The organism is Dactylosporangium sp. NPDC049742, assembly GCF_040674675.1.
Classification (GTDB): domain Bacteria; phylum Actinomycetota; class Actinomycetes; order Mycobacteriales; family Micromonosporaceae; genus Dactylosporangium; species Dactylosporangium maewongense.
The window spans coordinates 688,934-704,668 of the sequence record NZ_JBFANF010000001.1 but is presented as its reverse complement, the minus strand read 5'-3'; the positions used below and the strand labels follow the sequence as shown (position 1 = coordinate 704,668).

General features: G+C 72.4%; 14 protein-coding genes. 2 read left to right on the top strand and 12 right to left on the bottom strand.

The window, feature by feature from the left end:
- Positions 1 to 227: 227 nt before the first annotated feature.
- From AB0J72_RS03175 to AB0J72_RS03155, 5 genes are all read right to left on the bottom strand, one after another.
- On the bottom strand, positions 228 to 1,301 hold the full coding sequence (locus tag AB0J72_RS03175) for a hypothetical protein (protein ID WP_363393980.1): 1,074 nt from the start codon (positions 1,299 to 1,301) through the stop codon (positions 228 to 230).
- Positions 1,298 to 1,840: a hypothetical protein gene (locus tag AB0J72_RS03170; protein ID WP_363393790.1), complete on the bottom strand. Its 543-nt coding sequence runs from the start codon at positions 1,838 to 1,840 to the stop codon at positions 1,298 to 1,300. Before AB0J72_RS03170 ends, AB0J72_RS03175 begins: the two co-directional genes overlap by 4 nt.
- Before the next feature lie 87 nt (positions 1,841 to 1,927).
- On the bottom strand, positions 1,928 to 4,288 hold the full coding sequence (locus AB0J72_RS03165) for a sodium-translocating pyrophosphatase (protein ID WP_363393788.1): 2,361 nt from the start codon (positions 4,286 to 4,288) through the stop codon (positions 1,928 to 1,930).
- Between the two features lie 290 nt (positions 4,289 to 4,578).
- On the bottom strand, positions 4,579 to 5,061 hold the full coding sequence (locus tag AB0J72_RS03160; RefSeq protein ID WP_363393786.1) for an ATP-binding protein: 483 nt from the start codon (positions 5,059 to 5,061) through the stop codon (positions 4,579 to 4,581).
- Between the two features lie 4 nt (positions 5,062 to 5,065).
- Entirely contained in the window at positions 5,066 to 5,428 is a 363-nt protein-coding gene (locus AB0J72_RS03155; protein WP_363393784.1) for an STAS domain-containing protein, read from the bottom strand.
- A gap of 155 nt (positions 5,429 to 5,583) precedes the next feature.
- Between AB0J72_RS03155 and AB0J72_RS03150 the strand changes: the two genes are divergently transcribed.
- Positions 5,584 to 8,328: a DEAD/DEAH box helicase gene (locus tag AB0J72_RS03150; protein ID WP_363393782.1), complete on the top strand. Its 2,745-nt coding sequence runs from the start codon at positions 5,584 to 5,586 to the stop codon at positions 8,326 to 8,328.
- Here the strand turns inward: AB0J72_RS03150 and AB0J72_RS03145 are convergent, their stop codons facing one another.
- From AB0J72_RS03145 to ssd, 7 genes are all read right to left on the bottom strand, one after another.
- A complete protein-coding gene (locus tag AB0J72_RS03145; RefSeq protein WP_363393780.1) occupies positions 8,329 to 8,724 on the bottom strand; it encodes an Rv3654c family TadE-like protein in 396 nt (131 codons plus the stop codon). It lies immediately after the preceding gene.
- Positions 8,721 to 9,014 (bottom strand): TadE family type IV pilus minor pilin, encoded by a 294-nt coding sequence (locus AB0J72_RS03140; protein WP_363393778.1) that lies wholly within the window; start codon positions 9,012 to 9,014, stop codon positions 8,721 to 8,723. The genes AB0J72_RS03145 and AB0J72_RS03140 overlap by 4 nt, the downstream gene beginning before the upstream one ends.
- A 110-nt stretch (positions 9,015 to 9,124) precedes the next feature.
- The gene (locus tag AB0J72_RS03135) at positions 9,125 to 9,304 is read right to left on the bottom strand and encodes a DUF4244 domain-containing protein (RefSeq protein ID WP_344509081.1); all 180 of its coding nucleotides are present in this window, start codon (positions 9,302 to 9,304) and stop codon (positions 9,125 to 9,127) included.
- Positions 9,305 to 9,359: 55 nt separating this feature from the next.
- The gene (locus tag AB0J72_RS03130; RefSeq protein ID WP_363393776.1) at positions 9,360 to 9,965 is read right to left on the bottom strand and encodes a type II secretion system F family protein; all 606 of its coding nucleotides are present in this window, start codon (positions 9,963 to 9,965) and stop codon (positions 9,360 to 9,362) included.
- A complete protein-coding gene (locus AB0J72_RS03125; protein WP_363393774.1) occupies positions 9,965 to 11,686 on the bottom strand; it encodes a hypothetical protein in 1,722 nt (573 codons plus the stop codon). The genes AB0J72_RS03130 and AB0J72_RS03125 overlap by 1 nt, the downstream gene beginning before the upstream one ends.
- On the bottom strand, positions 11,683 to 12,969 hold the full coding sequence (locus tag AB0J72_RS03120) for a TadA family conjugal transfer-associated ATPase (protein WP_363393772.1): 1,287 nt from the start codon (positions 12,967 to 12,969) through the stop codon (positions 11,683 to 11,685). The genes AB0J72_RS03125 and AB0J72_RS03120 overlap by 4 nt, the downstream gene beginning before the upstream one ends.
- Before the next feature lie 67 nt (positions 12,970 to 13,036).
- Entirely contained in the window at positions 13,037 to 14,119 is a 1,083-nt protein-coding gene (ssd, locus tag AB0J72_RS03115) for a septum site-determining protein Ssd (protein ID WP_363393770.1), read from the bottom strand.
- Positions 14,120 to 14,777: 658 nt separating this feature from the next.
- Here ssd and AB0J72_RS03110 point away from each other — a divergent pair.
- On the top strand, positions 14,778 to 15,590 hold the full coding sequence (locus tag AB0J72_RS03110) for an HAD-IB family hydrolase (RefSeq protein WP_363393768.1): 813 nt from the start codon (positions 14,778 to 14,780) through the stop codon (positions 15,588 to 15,590).
- The last annotated feature ends 145 nt before the right edge of the window (positions 15,591 to 15,735 follow it).

The window sequence follows — 15,735 nt, the reverse complement described above, 5'->3', positions numbered from 1 at the left end:
TGTCAAACGTAACGCGCGCTCTCGCGCCGAGTTGCGCAATGCGGCACCCGGCGGTCGGCTCGCGACACGCCGATCGGCGCCACGGTACACCCAAGCAGAAGCGCTACCTGCCCGATCTTGCGATCGTGTCGCATCGGCTGCCGTATTTGTCACGCTTTGTCGTACGGCGGTGACCCCGATGGCGGGTGGAATCACACTGCACGCCGACGGACCAGCCTACCCCGCGGTCACCTCGGCCAACTCGCGTTCGGCGCCCCGGCCGGAGGCTCACCGACGAGCTCCGCGAGGCGTGTCACGCGTCGCAGTCCCACGATCCGGTACGCGGGTCCGCCGGCTTTGGGACCGACGAACACCGCGATCAATCCGACGGCCGCCAGAGCATCTCCGATCGCGACCCAATTGTCGGCGATTCTCCTATTGATGGAGTTCTCATCGCTTTCGTCCTGCTGCGTCGGTACCGCGGAAGCCTCGGCCGGCGGTTCGGTGACGGCGTCGAGCTCGACTGTGGGCAGGTCGGCCACCCCGGAGTCGGGCCACTCGTCGCGGCTGTCGTCGACCCAGTCCTCGACCTCCACGCCCAGGTCGACGGGGCCGGGGTCGAACCCGGAGATGAGCGGTGCGGCCTTCTTCTTCGGCTTCCCGCGCGGCTTGCCGTCCTCGACCGCTTCGGCGCCGGCCGCACCCGGCCCGTCGTCGCCGGCGTCATCCATGTCCACCGCGCCCGCCTCGCTCTGGCCGGTTCGCTGCGTCTCGCTTCCCGCTCCGACCCCGCCGCTTCCGTCACCCCTTCCTCCGCCGGACATTTCCGAAATGTCGCCCGACGGGTCGAAGGGGATGACCTGGTCGTCCGCCGCTTCGGGATCGACGTCGTCGTCCGGCAGGGCTGGGCTGCTCGGGGCGAGGCGGAGCAGGTAGGCGCGCTGGCCGTCCCAGGAGCCCGCCGCCGCGACCCACAGCCGCAGCCGGCGGCCGTCGAGCACCAGGTCGGGTGGGGAAACTTTCGTGGTGCCGTCGAGCCAGCGGGTCGCGAGCGGGGCCAGCAGCGCCGCGTACGCCGTCCGGACGGTCCACCGGTCCTCGACGCCGGTCGGCTCGCAGGACACGACCAGGCCCCGCTGCTCGCACTCGGCCCGTAGTACGTCGGCCCGCCAGGCGTCCTCGACCTCGATCGACACCTTCGCGGTGCCGCCCATCCTGCCGACCTCGCCCGCGCCGGCGAGCAGGCCTTCCAGATCCATCGGGGTGGGCGGGCGCGCCTCGACCCCGAACAGCGACAGTTGCCGGCTCCGAGCCGGCGTCACCGACACTCGGGCACCTCGTTGAAGGCCTTCTGCAGGTCCTTCTGCTTGACGTGCTGCGGGTCGATGGCGCTCTGCTCGTACTCCTCCTTGAGCACCGCGAACGTGGACCCGACCGAGGTGTAGAACGCCTTCGCGTCGGCGGTCTGCAGGCCCTGGACGGAGCGCTTCGCGTTGCCATACGCGTCGCGGGCCTTCGCCAGCGAGCCGGTGAACTGCTGGGCGACCTTGTCGCCGCCGGAGACGTCGGGCACGCCTGCGCCGCTGATCCCGGCCCGGGCCTTCTCGCTCGAGGTCTCGGCGCCGGCGAGCAGGTCGACGATGTTGGTCTTGGTCTGCGCGGCGGTCGTCGCCGACTGCAGTTGCTGCTGGGCCTTCGTCGTCAGGTCGGCGATCTCGGTCCGCCAGGGGGTGAGCGCCGTGCACACCTGCTGCGCCCAGCGCTTCGGGGCGATGTCGCCGCTGCCGTCGTCGCCGCAGCCGCTCATACCCGTCGAAACGACGACAATGAGGGCGGCTGTGGCGACGGCGCGGAAGTGCATGGATGGAAGCCTAGAACCGATCGTCTGTTCGACAAATACGACGCCCCGGCCGGATGCTCCCGGCCGGGGCGTCGGATCGGTGCGAGGTCAGGCGGTGACCCGCTCCGGCGTCGTCTCCTGCGCGTTGGAGTCGTCGCCGTTGCTGGCGTCGACCGCGACCGGCTTGCGCTTGCTGATGAGCACCGCCACGGCGACGACGAGCGCCGCCGCGATCGCGATCGCGAAGCGGACCGCCGGGCTGCCGTCGCCCGTGGTGTAGACGACCACGGCGGGTGCGATCAGCAGGGCGACCAGGTTCATCACCTTGATCAGCGGGTTGATGGCCGGGCCGGCGGTGTCCTTGAACGGGTCACCGACGGTGTCACCGATGATCGTCGCCTCGTGCGCCGGCGAGCCCTTGCCGCCGTGCGTGCCGTCCTCGACGAGCTTCTTCGCGTTGTCCCATGCGCCACCCGAGTTGGACAGGAAGACCGCCATCAGCGTGCCCGTGCCGATCGCGCCGGCGAGGTACGCCGCCAGCGGGCCGACGCCGAGACCGAAGCCGACCGCGATCGGCGCCATCACCGCGAGCAGACCCGGGGTGATGAGCTCACGCTGGGCGTCACGGGTGCAGATGTCGACGACCTTGCCGTACTCCGGGCGCTGGCTGTAGTCCATGATGCCCGGGAACTCGCGGAACTGGCGGCGCACCTCGAACACGACCGCGCCGGCCGAGCGGGCGACGGCGTTGATCGCCAGGCCCGAGAAGAGGAACACGACCGCCGCGCCGATGAGCAGGCCGACCAGGTTGCCCGGGTTGGCCACGTTCAGGAACTTGTCGACCTCGACCTGGCTGAACTCCTTGAGGATCGAGTCCGTGTAGGAGCCGAACAGCGCCGTGGCGGCGAGCACCGCGGTGGCGATCGCGATGCCCTTGGTGATCGCCTTGGTGGTGTTGCCGACCGCGTCGAGCTCGGTCAGCGTGCGGGCGCCGCGCTCGTCGATGTCGCCGGACATCTCGGCGATGCCCTGCGCGTTGTCGCTGATCGGGCCGAACGTGTCCATGGCGACGATGACGCCGACGGTGGTCAGCAGGCCGGTGCCGGCCATGGCGACCGCGAACAGCGACAGCGTGATCGAGCCGCCGCCGAGCAGGAACGCGCCGAACACGCCGGCGCCGATGACCAGCGCGGAGTAGACGGCCGACTCGAAACCGACGCTGATGCCGGCGAGCACCACGGTGGCGGGACCGGTGAGGGCGCTCTTGCCGATGTCCTTGACGGGGCGGCGCTCGGTCTCGGTGAAGTACCCGGTCAGCGCCTGGACGATCGCGGCGAGCACGATGCCGATGACGCAGGCGATGATGGCGGTCACGTGCGGGCCGAACGGCGGCGCGTCGCCGCCGGTGAGCCCGACGATCGCCTTGAGCGAGTCGGTCTGGCCGTGCAGGCCGGCCCACGTCTTGGGCAGGTAGACGACCGCGGCGACGGCCACCAGGACCGCGGAGACGGCGGCGGAGATGTAGAACGCCCGGTTGATGGCGACCAGGCCGTTGCGGTCGGAGGGGCGCAGGCGGGTGAGCGCCACACCGAGGATCGCGACGATGACACCGATCGTCGAGACGATGAGCGGGAAGACCAGGCCTTCCTCGCCGAACGCGGCCTTGCCGAGGATCAGCGCGGCGACCAGGGTCACGGCGTAGGACTCGAACAGGTCCGCGGCCATACCGGCGCAGTCACCCACGTTGTCGCCGACGTTGTCGGCGATGGTGGCGGCGTTGCGCGGGTCGTCCTCCGGGATGCCCTGCTCGACCTTGCCGACCAGGTCGGCGCCGACGTCGGCGGCCTTGGTGAAGATGCCGCCGCCGACCCGCATGAACATCGCGAGCAGCGCGGCACCGAAGCCGAAGCCCTCCAGCACGGTCGGGGCTTCGCTCTTGAAGATCAGCACGACCAGCGCCGCGCCGAACAGGCCGAGGCCCACGGTGAGGAAGCCGACGACGCCACCGGTCCGGAAGGCGATCTTCATCGCCTTCTCCCGGCCGCCGTCTTCTCGGGCCGCCGCCGCGACGCGCAGGTTGGCGCGGGTGGCCAGCGCCATACCGGCGCCGCCGATGAAGGCCGAGAAGACCGCGCCGACGATGAAGAACGCCGACCTTCCGATCTTGACCATGGTCTCGTTGCCGCCCCCGACGTCACCCACGGGGAGCAGGAACAGCACCACCACGGCGATGACGACGAAGATGCCGAGGGTCTTGAACTGGCGAGTGAGATACGCGGTCGCGCCCTCCTGCACCGCCCCGGCGATCTCCTGCATCTTCGGGGTGCCCCGACCAGTCGCGAGCACAGCCTTGACCAGCGCGGCCGCGAAGCCCAGCGCCACGAAGGCGATGACGAGCGCGACGACGACGTAGGTCAGGTTGTTCCCGCTGAGGGAAATCTCGTCGGCTGCGACGAGTGTTGCGGACATTCGTTGTCCTCCTGTACCGACACATGACAGCGCCGCGAGCGGTCAGGCCGGCGGCGGGTTCTCCCAAGGGAGCCGTGCTGGACGGTCGAGGTACCCAATGACCAGGCCCGTCATACACGATCGCCGTACTCTAGCCGCAGAGCGTGTCTGTGGTCACACCGACTTGCGCGTTTCAAGAGATCGCTTTTTGTCGATGGTCCGGTTTGTGGCGCGCTTCACTCGATTGGGCGTTCCAGGTGGCCACTCCGTTGAGCGCTCCCACGGCCGTCCCGCCGGGCGCCCCGGCGGCTCTACTCCGCCGGGCGCTCCAGCGGCCACGACATGCGCACCTGCGTGCCGACGCCTTCGCCCAGCTCGGAGACGTTGAGGTCGTCGACGAGCCCGGCGAGCAGGGCGAGCCCCATCCTCGCCGCGACCGCCTCCTCCGCGAGCAGGTCCGGCGGGGTGGTCAGCGGCAGCGCCGGGTCCGACAGCACCATCACTTCATCCCCGGTCTCACCCTCGGCGCGGGTCACCATCGCCCCGTTCGCCGCCCGGTCGACCACCAGCACGGTGAACCGGTCGCCGTCGGCCATCGCGACGTCGACCAGGTCGTCCAGCCCGTGCGAGCGGTGCAGCGCGACGGCACGGGAGCACGCCTCACCGATGGCGAGCCTGACCTCTTCCAGCAGCTCCTCGGCGACACCGGCGCGCCGCGCGACGGCCACACCGACCAGCCGGGCGGTGCGGACGTGTGCGGCCGCCGGCGAGAACGACAGCCTGACTGTGGGCATGAACCTACGCCGTGGGTTCGGTGTCCGAGCCGGCCGCGGCGGTCGCGGAGGCCACGGAGTCGTACAGGGAGAACACCCGATCCAGGGCGGTGATCCGGAAGATCTTCAGGAGCCTCTCGTGCGCGCACACCAGCCCGAACGTGCCGTTGACCGCCCGCAGCCGCTTCAACGCGCCCACGAGCACACCGAGCCCGGTCGAGTCGAGGAACTCCACCCGGCTCAGGTCGACCACGACATGGCGGGCACCCGTCTCGACGAGCTCGACCAGCTTCTCGCGAAGCCGTGGTGCGGTGTACACATCCACCTCACCGCCGACTTCGAGCACTGTGTGGTCGCCGGAGTCGTACGTCGACAACGACAGCTCCATGCGGACCTCCTCTTCTGGCGGGTGCTGCGCACAATGAGTCTCTCGGGCATCTAACCATCGACGCCTCCACAAGGCGACGCGTCCACCCTGTTTCCCACAATTGCCACACGTGTATCACGCCATCTTCTTCGAACATCTGTCTTAGAGTGCTCGTCGTGACGGCCGTACTTCCGCTCTCTTTCCTACCGTCCCACCGCGCCGAGTCGCTCACCCACGTCGAACACGTGCCACCCCGCGCCGGGTCCACCGCCGCGTGGCCGTCATGGGCGCCGCCCGCGCTGCGCACCGCCTTCGAGGCCCGCGGCGTCGCCCTCCCGTGGACCCACCAGGCCACCGCCGCCGACCTCGCGTGGTCCGGCACCCACACCGTCGTCGCCACCGGCACCGGTTCGGGCAAGTCGCTGGCGTACCAGCTACCGGCCCTCTCCGCGCTCCTGCGCGACGCCAAGGCCACGGTGCTCTACATCTCGCCGACCAAGGCCCTGGCCGCCGACCAGCTCCGCTCGCTGCAGGCCGTCGACCTGCCGGACACCCGCCCCGCCACCTTCGACGGCGACACCTCCCGCGAGGAACGCGACTGGGTCCGCCAGCACGCCCGCGTCGTCCTCACCAACCCCGACATGCTCCACCACGGCATCCTGCCCAACCACGCCTCGTGGACCCGTTTCCTGCGCGGCCTGCGCTTCGTGGTCGTCGACGAGTGCCACACGTACCGCGGCGTCTTCGGCTCCCACGTGGCCCACGTCCTGCGCCGCCTGCGCCGGGTGGCCGCCCGCTACACGCCCCGCGGCCTGCCGCCCCCGTGCTTCGTCCTGGCGTCCGCCACCTCAGGCGACCCGCAGTCCTCCGGCTCGCGCCTGACCGGCCTGCCGATGACCGCCGTGACCACAGACGCATCGCCACGCGGCGGGGTGACGTTCGCCCTCTGGGAACCCCCACTGCTCCCACCACCCCCCGACTTCTCCAGCCTCGGCGAGACCGACCTCCTCCTCCCTGACGACCCCACCCTCACGACCACGGTCGCGGAACGCACCTCGCCCGCCGCCACCCGCCCTTCCGCCACACCACACACCTCTATCCCCGCACCCACCCCCACGACCGCCGGCGGCTCCACAACCACGGCCGATGCCAAGACCACTGGCAGCTCTGCTAGCACGCACAGCTCCACGACGGCGCACGCCTCCACAACCACGCGCGGCTCCACGACTGCGGCCAGCCCTACCACGGCGCACAGCTCCACCACCGCCGGCGCCTCCGCAACCACGCGCGGCTCCACAGCCGCAGCCAGCCTCACAACCACGGCGCACAGCTCCACAACCACGCGCGGCTCCACAACCACGCGCGGCTCCACAGCCGCGGCGGGCGGTGCCGGGGCGGGCGGTGCCGCGGCGGCGCGTGACTTCGCGGGCGCGGGGCGGGACGCGGAGCCGGTGCGGCGGTCGGCGCTGCGGGAGACCGCCGACCTGCTCACCGAGGCGGTCATCGCCGGCGTACGGACACTCGCCTTCGTCCGGTCCCGCAAGGGCGCCGAGGTGGTGGCGAGCATGGCAAGGCGCTCGCTCAACCAGGCCGTGCCGGGCCTCGGCGAACGGGTCGCCGCCTACCGCGCCGGCTACCTCCGCGAAGAGCGCCGCGCCCTCGAACGCGACCTCATGGACGGCACCCTGCTCGGCCTCGCCTCCACCAACGCCCTGGAGCTCGGCGTCGACCTCGTCGGTCTCGACGCGGTCCTCATCTCAGGCTATCCAGGCACCCTCGCCTCCCTCTGGCAGCAGGCGGGCCGGGCCGGCCGGGCGGGCCGCGACGCACTGTGCGTGCTGGTCGCCCGGGACGACCCGCTCGACACGTACCTCGTGCACCACCCGGAGGCCCTGTTCGGCAAGCCGGTCGAGGCGACGGTCCTCGACCCCGGCAACCCGCACGTCCTCGCGCCGCAACTGTGCTGCGCCGCCGCCGAGCTGCCGCTCACCCCCGCGGACCTGCCGCTCTTCGGGCCGACCGCCGAGGCCACGCTCGACGCCCTGGTCGCCGCGGGGATCCTGCGGAAGCGGCCCAGCGGCTGGTACTGGACGGAACGCCACCGCCCGGACGTCGACCTCCGCGGGGCGGGCGGCGGCCCGATCGCCGTCGTGGAGGAGGCCACCGGCCGCCTGCTCGGCACGGTCGACACCGGCTCCGCGCACCACCAGGTGCACACCGGGGCGGTCCACCTGCACCAGGGCGTCTCGTACGTCGTGGACAAGCTCGACCTGGCCGACTCCGTCGCGCTCGTCCACGCGGAGGAGCCCGACTGGAGCACCCACCCCCGCGACGTCACCTCCCTCACCGTCCTGTCGGTCCGCCAGACCCGCACCGCGGGCCCGGTCACGCTCTCGCTCGGGGAGGTCGAGGTGACCTCCCAGGTCGTCAGTTACCAGCGCCGCCGCATCACCAGCGGCGAGGTCATCGACACCTGCCAGCTCGACCTCCCCGAACGCATCCTGAAGACCGTCGCCGTCTGGTGGACCGTGTCCCCCGAGGCGCTCGACGAGGCCGGCATCGCGGAGGTCGACTGGCCCGGCGCCCTGCACGCCGCCGAGCACGCGTCGATCGGCCTGCTGCCGCTCGTCGCGACCTGCGACCGCTGGGACATCGGCGGCCTGTCGACCGCGCTGCACGCCGACACCGGCCTGCCGACCGTCTTCGTCTACGACGGCCATCCCGGCGGCGCCGGCTTCGCGGAGCGCGCGTTCGACGTGGCCGCCGACTGGCTCGGCGCCACCCGTGCCGTCGTCGCCGAGTGCCGCTGCGAGCAGGGCTGCCCCTCGTGCGTGCAGTCCCCGAAGTGCGGTAACGGCAACAACCCCCTCAACAAGCACGATGCGGTCCAGGTCCTCTCACTCGTCCTCGCGTCGCTGTAGTCATCTGTCGTCGTCAGCGTCGCCGGTACCGGTGGCCCACACCGGCCCCGCGCGGGCGCTCGCCTTGCCGCCGGCCATCCCGTCGCCCAGGCGGACCTCGACGGTCACCCGCACCTCGAACCCGTCGACCGCGCAGCCGACCAGCCTCGCGTCGTTGGCCGTGACCGCCCGGCCGGCGACCACGCAGGCCACCGCCGGACCGTCGATCGCCCACACCGCCCCGGCCAGCGCGCCCGCGTCGGCCGCGTTCTGCGCCCGGTGCCGCGCGACCTTGGCACCGCCCAGACCGATCCCGGCGAGCAGCGCCCCGACGAACACGACCCCGAGCACCACCATGAGCAGCGAGATCGACCCGCGATCCCGAGCCCCGGCCGCCGCCTGTCGCCGCCCGCTCACGAGGACTCCGCTCCGGGCTCGATCAGGGCGGCGGCCTCCTCCTGCAACGTGATCGACGGCAGCGGGCCGAGGCCGACCCGCTGGCGCACCGTCACGCGGACAAGGTCGCCGTCACGCTGGACCGAGATCGTGGCGCCCGCCGGCATGGCGCCGCCGGACGCCACCGGCTCGCCGCGGGCCGCCGCCCGTGCCGCCAGCCCCGCCGCGTCGGTGAGGCGCACCTTGGCCGCGAAGGCGCTCCACCCGGCGACGAAGATCAGCAGCAGGACGACGACTCCAGGAAGTGTCACGGCGAACTCGACCGTCGCCGATCCGCGGTCGTCGGCCCGGCCGTTGCGGAGCGTCCATCTCCGCCGGCGCCACGGACCCCCACGGCAGGCGCCACGATCCCGGTCGTCTCTCATGCCAGCGCACCGCCGATCAGGCGGAACATGGCGTCGTACGTCGAATCCGACACGACCACTCTCAGCAGCACCGCGGCGAGTGCCACGCCGACGCCGATGACCAGGACGTATTCGATGCTGTGCGACCCACGGTCTTCCCGGCGGAAGGCACGAAGACGGGCGCGGAGGTTGTGCACTGGTGCTCCTTCACGATGACGCTGAACCAAACCGATCGATGAACTGGAATACGAATCACAGGACGCTCACCACGTCGCGGATGATGGCGGCGACCACCGGCACGACCCCGATCAGCACGAACGCGGGCAGGAAACACACCCCGAGCGGCAGCACCACCAGCACGCCGACCCGGCGCGCCGACGCCTCGCCGGCCGCGGCCTTCGCGACCCGCAGGTCGGCCGCCTGCCGCTCCAGGGCTTGCGTCAGCGCCGTGCCCCGGTCGGCGCTGCGGGCGGCGACCCGGGAAAGCCGCCGCCCGCCGGGGAGGTCGGCCAGGTGCGCCCAGGCATCCCGCGGCGTCGCACCGAGCCGCAGTGCCCGTCCGACGAGCGTCAACCTGGTCCCGACCGGCCCGCCGACCGCCTCCCCGACCACGATCGCCGCACGATCGGGTGGCGCGCCGGTCCTCAACGCGGCGGCGAGCAGATCCGTCGCGAACGGCAGGTCACCCCGGGCAATCGCCCGCTCCCGCCGGACGCGCGGGGACTCGACCCGCCGCAGCATCCGCTCCGCCGCGACCGCCGACACGACGCCGGCCACGACACCCACGAGCCCGCCCAGCAGCAGCCCGGCAGCCAGGCCACAACCGGTCGCGTACAGCCACCGTCGCCCCCGGCTCATCACCGCACCTCCGCGACGACGGACCCGACCATCCGCCCGGTCCACAACATCCCGGCGCACTGCAACGCGACCGCGACGATCGCGCACGCCGCACCGAGCGGCGTGTGCAACAACTGCCCGACGGGATCGACCCCGATGCTCGCCCCGAGCCACAGCCCCGCCACCGGCATCCCGACCAGCAACGTCGTGGTCGTCTGCGCCCCGGACGTCTGCGCCGCGAGGTTGAGCCGGAGGGCCTGCCCCGCCCGCAGGTCGGCCTCAACCTGGTCGAGGAGATCGGCGAGCGGCGTGCCGAGCGCCTCACTGACCCGGTGCGCGGCCTCCAGCCGCGCCATCGCGACCGCGACCGCAGCCTCCTCACGCCGCCGCGCCCGCCCGCCACGCGCTCGACCAGACGCCCCGGCCGCCCCAACCCCGCCGACGACCGGACCACCGCTCGACACCACGCCCCCGTCGGCCACTCGGCCACCCACAGCCCGATCAGGTCTCGTGGCCGACCAGCCATTCGCGGCCTGACCAGCTCCCGCCGCCGGCCAGCCTGTCGTTGCCCGGCCACTCTCGACCCCATACCAGCCGACCGCCCGGCCGCCATCTGCTGCGGGGAGATCGCTCATGGCCCGGCCCGTCACCACCGTCGGGGAGCCGTCGGTAACCCCGCCATGGTCGGCAACCTGGTCATTCGTCATCTGCCAGCCGCCTGCGAACCGGCCACGCTCCGCAGCTCGGCCATCGACTGCAGGACGGCCATCGTTCGCAGACCGGGTGTCGGTTGCAGGCTGGGCGTCGTGTGCAGGCCGGCCGTTGATGGCAGAAGCCCAGCCACTGACCGTGGGCGAACCGTCGGCCACAGCCCAGCCACTGGCCAGAGGTCGACCGTCAGCAGCAGCCCGACCATCGGCGGCGGCCCAACCATCAACCACGCCGTGGCTATCAGCCGCAGCCCAGCCACCGACCGCAGGCCGGCCGTTGATCGCGGGCCAGCCACCCGCCCCGGCCGAGCCGCCGACAGCAGCCCGACCATCGACAGCGGCTCGACCACTGGCGGCGGCCCAGCCGCCGACCGCAGCTCGGCCGGTGATCGCGCCCCGGCTGGTGTGGCGACGGTTGGCGGCGGGGGCGGCCTCGGCAGCGTTCCGACCTGCGGCGGGCCGGCGCCGTTGTGCATTCCGGTCGCGGCCGGTGGGCTGACCGTCCTGTCTGTCGGCGGTCTCCCAGATCCGGCGGACGGTCGCCCCGAGGCCGCCCGGACCAGGCGTGCGGAACGGGCTCGGCGTGGTGTGCAGCTCCACGTCCGCCCCGCCCGGATACGGCGCGGCGGTCGCGAAGGGCACGATGCCCGCGCGCAGGTCTCCGACCGCGTCCTCGATCGTGTCGAGCAGCTCGGCGACCGCACGGTCGGCCGCCCGGCGTGCCAGCTGGCGGCGCACACCGATCAGCCCGACCGCCGCATACGCCCCCGCCAGCACGGCGGCGACCGGGCCACCGCCCAGCAGCCCGATCCCGGCCGCGGCCACGCTGCCGGCGGTGATGGTCGTGCGGGGACGGTCGACGAGCGCGGCCCGCAGCCGGTCGGCCTTCGGCAACCATGCGGCGATGGTCGTCCTGCGATGCCGGGTGAGGCGGTCGAGCCGAGCGCGAGCCCGGCGCCGGCGGAGCACGAACAGTCCACAGAAGACGGTCATGCCGCCGCCGGTCGCGAGGGCCAGGTCGATGGCGTTCATTGCCAGCCCGTTCCTCTCTCATAGCGCCAGGGCCCCGAAGAGCGGGGCGGTGTGATGCCTCGGGCGGCGATCAACGTCTCCAGCTGGTCGGACGCGGCCGCCCTGCCGGTGCCGCGCCGCCAGGCGGTGGCCATGACGGTGGTGCGCTGCTCCGGATGCGCCTCCAGGAGGCAGATCTCGCTGAGGTGGCGGCTGCCGTCGGTGGCTCGCTGCAGGTGCATCACGACCCGCAGCGCCGCGTGGGCGAGGGCGTGCAGCGCCGCTCTCGGCACGCCGCCGAGCAGCCCGAGGGCTTCGAGCCTGGCCGGCACGTCGGCCGGCGAGTTGGCGTGCAGGGTGGCCGCTCCGCCTTCGTGCCCGGTGTTGAGCGCGCCGAGCAGGTCGACGATCTCCGCGCCCCGGCACTCGCCGACGACCAGCCGGTCGGGGCGCATCCGCAGTGCCTGGCGGACCAGGTCGCGGAGGGTCACCTCGCCGGCGCCCTCCACGTTGGACATCCGCGACTGCATCGACACGACGTGCGGGTGCGAGAGTCGCAGCTCCGCGGCGTCCTCGACGACGACGAGCCGCTCCGTGGGCGGGGCCAGGGACAGCAGCGCCGCCAGGACGGTGGTCTTGCCGGTGCCCGTGCCGCCGGTCACCAGGAACGGGATCCGTGCCGCGACGATCGCGGCGAGCAGCCGGGCCGCGCCGGGGTCGAACGTGCCGCGGGCGATGAGCTCGTCGATCGTGAACGTCTGCCGGCGGAACGTCCGCAGCGACAGATACGGTCCCTCCCGGCCGATGGGCGGCAGGACCGCGTGCAGCCGGGTGCCGTCGGCCAGCTGCGCGTCGACGAACGGGGACGCGTCGTCCAACCGCCGCCCGGCGCTCGCCGCGAGCCGCTGCGCCAGCCGCCGCACCTCGGTCGCGTCGCCGAAGCGCCCGCCGGCCCGCCGCAGCCCCGCGCCGCGGTCGACCCACACCTCGACACCGTTGACCAGCACGTCGGTCACGGACGGGTCGGCGAGCAGCGGGGCGAGCCCGCCCGCGCCGATCATCTCGCCGATGAGACGGTCGGCGACCTGCCGCAGCGTGCTCTCGCCGAGCAGCGCGGCGCCCGGCTCGGCGCGCACCGCCTCCAGCACCGCCGAGGGGGTCGGCTCGACGCTGCCGACGGTCATCCGCAGCCTGACCCGCTCGGCGAACTCGTCGAGCGAGCTCGTGACGACCCCTCCGCCGGCCGCCACGATCCGCCTGCCCGGCGCCGTCTTGCTGCGCTCGTCGAGCACCAACGCGCTCATGCCATCACCTCCGCCGCACCCCGGCGCCCGCCCGAGCAAAAACCTGCAGTCCCGATCCGCGGCCCGCTCATGCCGTCACTCCGGTCGCCAGGCCGAGGTCGCCGATGATGCGACGGCAGAGGTGGGCGAGGGGGCCGCGGCCGTCGCCGGCCGGTGGGCTGCCCTTCTCGAGCCGGCGCGTGAGGCCGGGCTCGGCGCGCAGGGTGCCGGCGACCGGCACGCCCAGCGAGCGCGCGATGTCCCTGGTGCGCAGCCGGCCCGGCGCAGGCCCCCGGACGACCAGCCGCAGCTCGTCGGTGTGTGGTGTGACGGTCGCGGCGACCCTGGCGGCGGCGACGCAGGCGCGCAGCTCGGCCGGCACGACGAGGAGCACCCGGTCGGCGGCGCGCAGGGCGAGGACCGCCGCGTCGTCCAGAGATCGGGGCAGGTCGGTGACGACGAGGTCGCGGCCGCGGCTGCCGGCGTCGAGCGCGGCGGCCATCGCGTCCTGTGACAGGCCGCCGGGCTGGCCGCGGTCGCAGGACAGGACGGCGACGTCGCCGCGGCTGGGCAGGGCCGAGACGAGCGCCGGCGGGTCGACGGCGCCGCTCGTCGCGGCGAGCGCGGGCCAGCGCAGGCCGGCGACGTTTTCCCAGCCGAGGATCAGGTCGGCGCCGCCGCCGAGGGGGTCGGCGTCGACGAGCAGGGAGCGCAGGCCGACGTTGCCGGCTGTGATCGCCAGGGCGGCGGCGAGGACGCTGGCACCCGCGCCGCCGCGCCCGCCGAGGACGGCGAGGATCCTGCCGCGGGCGGAGACGGTGACGGCGGGCCCGTGGGCCACCGTGGCGAGGCGCTCGGTGAGCCATGCGGCGCCGTCGGGGAAGCGGACGATCTGTTCGGCGCCGACCGCGTCGGCGAGCGCCACCAGGCGGTCCGTCCCGTGGTCGCGGGTCAGCAGCACGACGCCTCGCCGTCGCGGCAGGTGGGCCCGGGCGCACGCCTGCGCCGCGGCGTCGCCGATCAGGACGATCGGCGCGTGGGGATATCGGGCCCTGGCCGGCTCGGGGCCGTGCTCGACGTCGACGTCGAGGGCGACCCCGGCGGCGAGGGCGAGCACATCGTCGAGCAGGTCGACGTCGGCGGTGACGAGCAGCGGTCGGTGACGGGTCACGGCGTGCTCCACGGTCTAGACGGGCTGGTGGACTCCGCACACCATCGCCCCGACCCCGCCGCGGCCGCTCGACCGCCGGCTCGTTCCTGTGGATAACCCGCCGCTTGTGGATATCTCCCGCACCATCAGTCGATCTGCTACGACAGTACGGACAAATCGGGTGCAATGCCGCGTCGCGGTGCGCCGGCAGTACCGTGGAGAAAAATCAAAACGGCCGGAGATGCCTAACCGTGAACGCTCAACAAAGCATCGGGCGTCAATGCCCTTAGCCCGACCAATCGCCGCGCCACCTAGCAAAACGCCATGTGGCTGTTGCGATACAAAGGGGACGACCCCCGCCGGGGGGTGACGGGGGTCGCCGGGGGTTCGGCTCCGGGGGGGTCGAGCCGAACCCACTCAGCGGCTACGGGGGGTGCAACCGCTGAGAGTCAATGGCAGATCGTTGTCGCGTCGACGTGAAACCGCGTCGTAAACATAAGCATGCCTGAGTGGACCGCCATACGTCGAGTAGGCCCGGCCCGCAACACGCCCGGAACGCCAATCAATATTTCGCCCGCCGGTAATCTTGCGTGATCGAGCACACGCCCAGCGTGATCCAAAGTCGGGGTTGCGGCGTCCGGGCCCCACACCATGTCCGACAACGCTACACTTGCCCGCCGTGGGGCGTAGCGCCGCGTTTTTCGACCTGGACAAAACGGTGATCGCCAAGTCAAGCGCCTTGGCCTTCGGTCGACCGTTCTATCGCGATGGGCTGATCAACCGCCGCGACGTGATCAAAGGCGCCTACGCGCAGCTGCTCTTCCGCGTCGGCGGCGGTTCCGACGAGCAGACCATGGCGAAGACACGGGACTACCTCGCGGCCCTGGTCAAGGGCTGGCGCGCAGAGCAGGTCCGGCAGATCGTGCGGGAGACGCTCGAGGAGCTGATCAGCCCGTACATCTACGCGGAGGCCGTGCTGCTCATCGAGGAGCACCGCGCCGCCGGCCGGGACGTGGTCCTCGTCTCGACCTCGGGCGACGAGATGGTGCGGCCGATCGGCGAGCAGCTCGGTGTCACCGACATCGTCGCGACCCGCATGGTCATCGGCGACGACGGCTGCTACACCGGTGACGTCGACTTCTACGCCGCCGGACCCAACAAGGTCGTCGCGGTCAAGGAGCTCGCAGCGGAGCGTGACTACGACCTCTCCGCGTGTTTCGCCTATTCGGACTCGGTCACCGACGCCGGGCTGCTGAGCCTCGTCGGACACCCGACGGCCGTCAATCCCGATCGCGGCCTTCGCAAGATCGCGATCGAGCGCGGCTGGCCGATGCTCGCCTTCCGGCACCCGATCCCGCTCAGCCGGCGCCTGCGGGAGCGGCCGGCGGTGCCCGTGACGGCCGCCGCGATCGGCGTCGGTGTCGGGCTGGCGATCGCGTTCGCGCTGTACAGCAAGCACCGCCGGACCAAGGCTGCCCTCACCGCGGCATGATCACAGCAGCACCATCCGTCACATTCTGCCGCTGAGGACTTCCGCTCATGGAGGTCTCGGCGTAGAACAGAAGAGCGGGATCTGCACGGATCTCGTGCACGGCCACCGGGCACCCACGAGCGATCAGCCGCGGTAGGCGCGTTGC

Excerpts from the sequence above, each read along its gene's own strand:
- AB0J72_RS03125 (WP_363393774.1), bottom strand. The coding sequence starts at position 11,686 with ATGAACGCCATCGACCTGGCCCTCGCGACCGGCGGCGGCATGACCGTC.
- AB0J72_RS03120 (WP_363393772.1), bottom strand. The coding sequence starts at position 12,969 with ATGAGCGCGTTGGTGCTCGACGAGCGCAGCAAGACGGCGCCGGGCAGG.
- AB0J72_RS03130 (WP_363393776.1), bottom strand. The coding sequence starts at position 9,965 with ATGAGCCGGGGGCGACGGTGGCTGTACGCGACCGGTTGTGGCCTGGCT.
- AB0J72_RS03165 (WP_363393788.1), bottom strand. The coding sequence starts at position 4,288 with ATGTCCGCAACACTCGTCGCAGCCGACGAGATTTCCCTCAGCGGGAAC.
- AB0J72_RS03170 (WP_363393790.1), bottom strand. The coding sequence starts at position 1,840 with ATGCACTTCCGCGCCGTCGCCACAGCCGCCCTCATTGTCGTCGTTTCG.
- AB0J72_RS03160 (WP_363393786.1), bottom strand. The coding sequence starts at position 5,061 with ATGCCCACAGTCAGGCTGTCGTTCTCGCCGGCGGCCGCACACGTCCGC.
- AB0J72_RS03155 (WP_363393784.1), bottom strand. The coding sequence starts at position 5,428 with ATGGAGCTGTCGTTGTCGACGTACGACTCCGGCGACCACACAGTGCTC.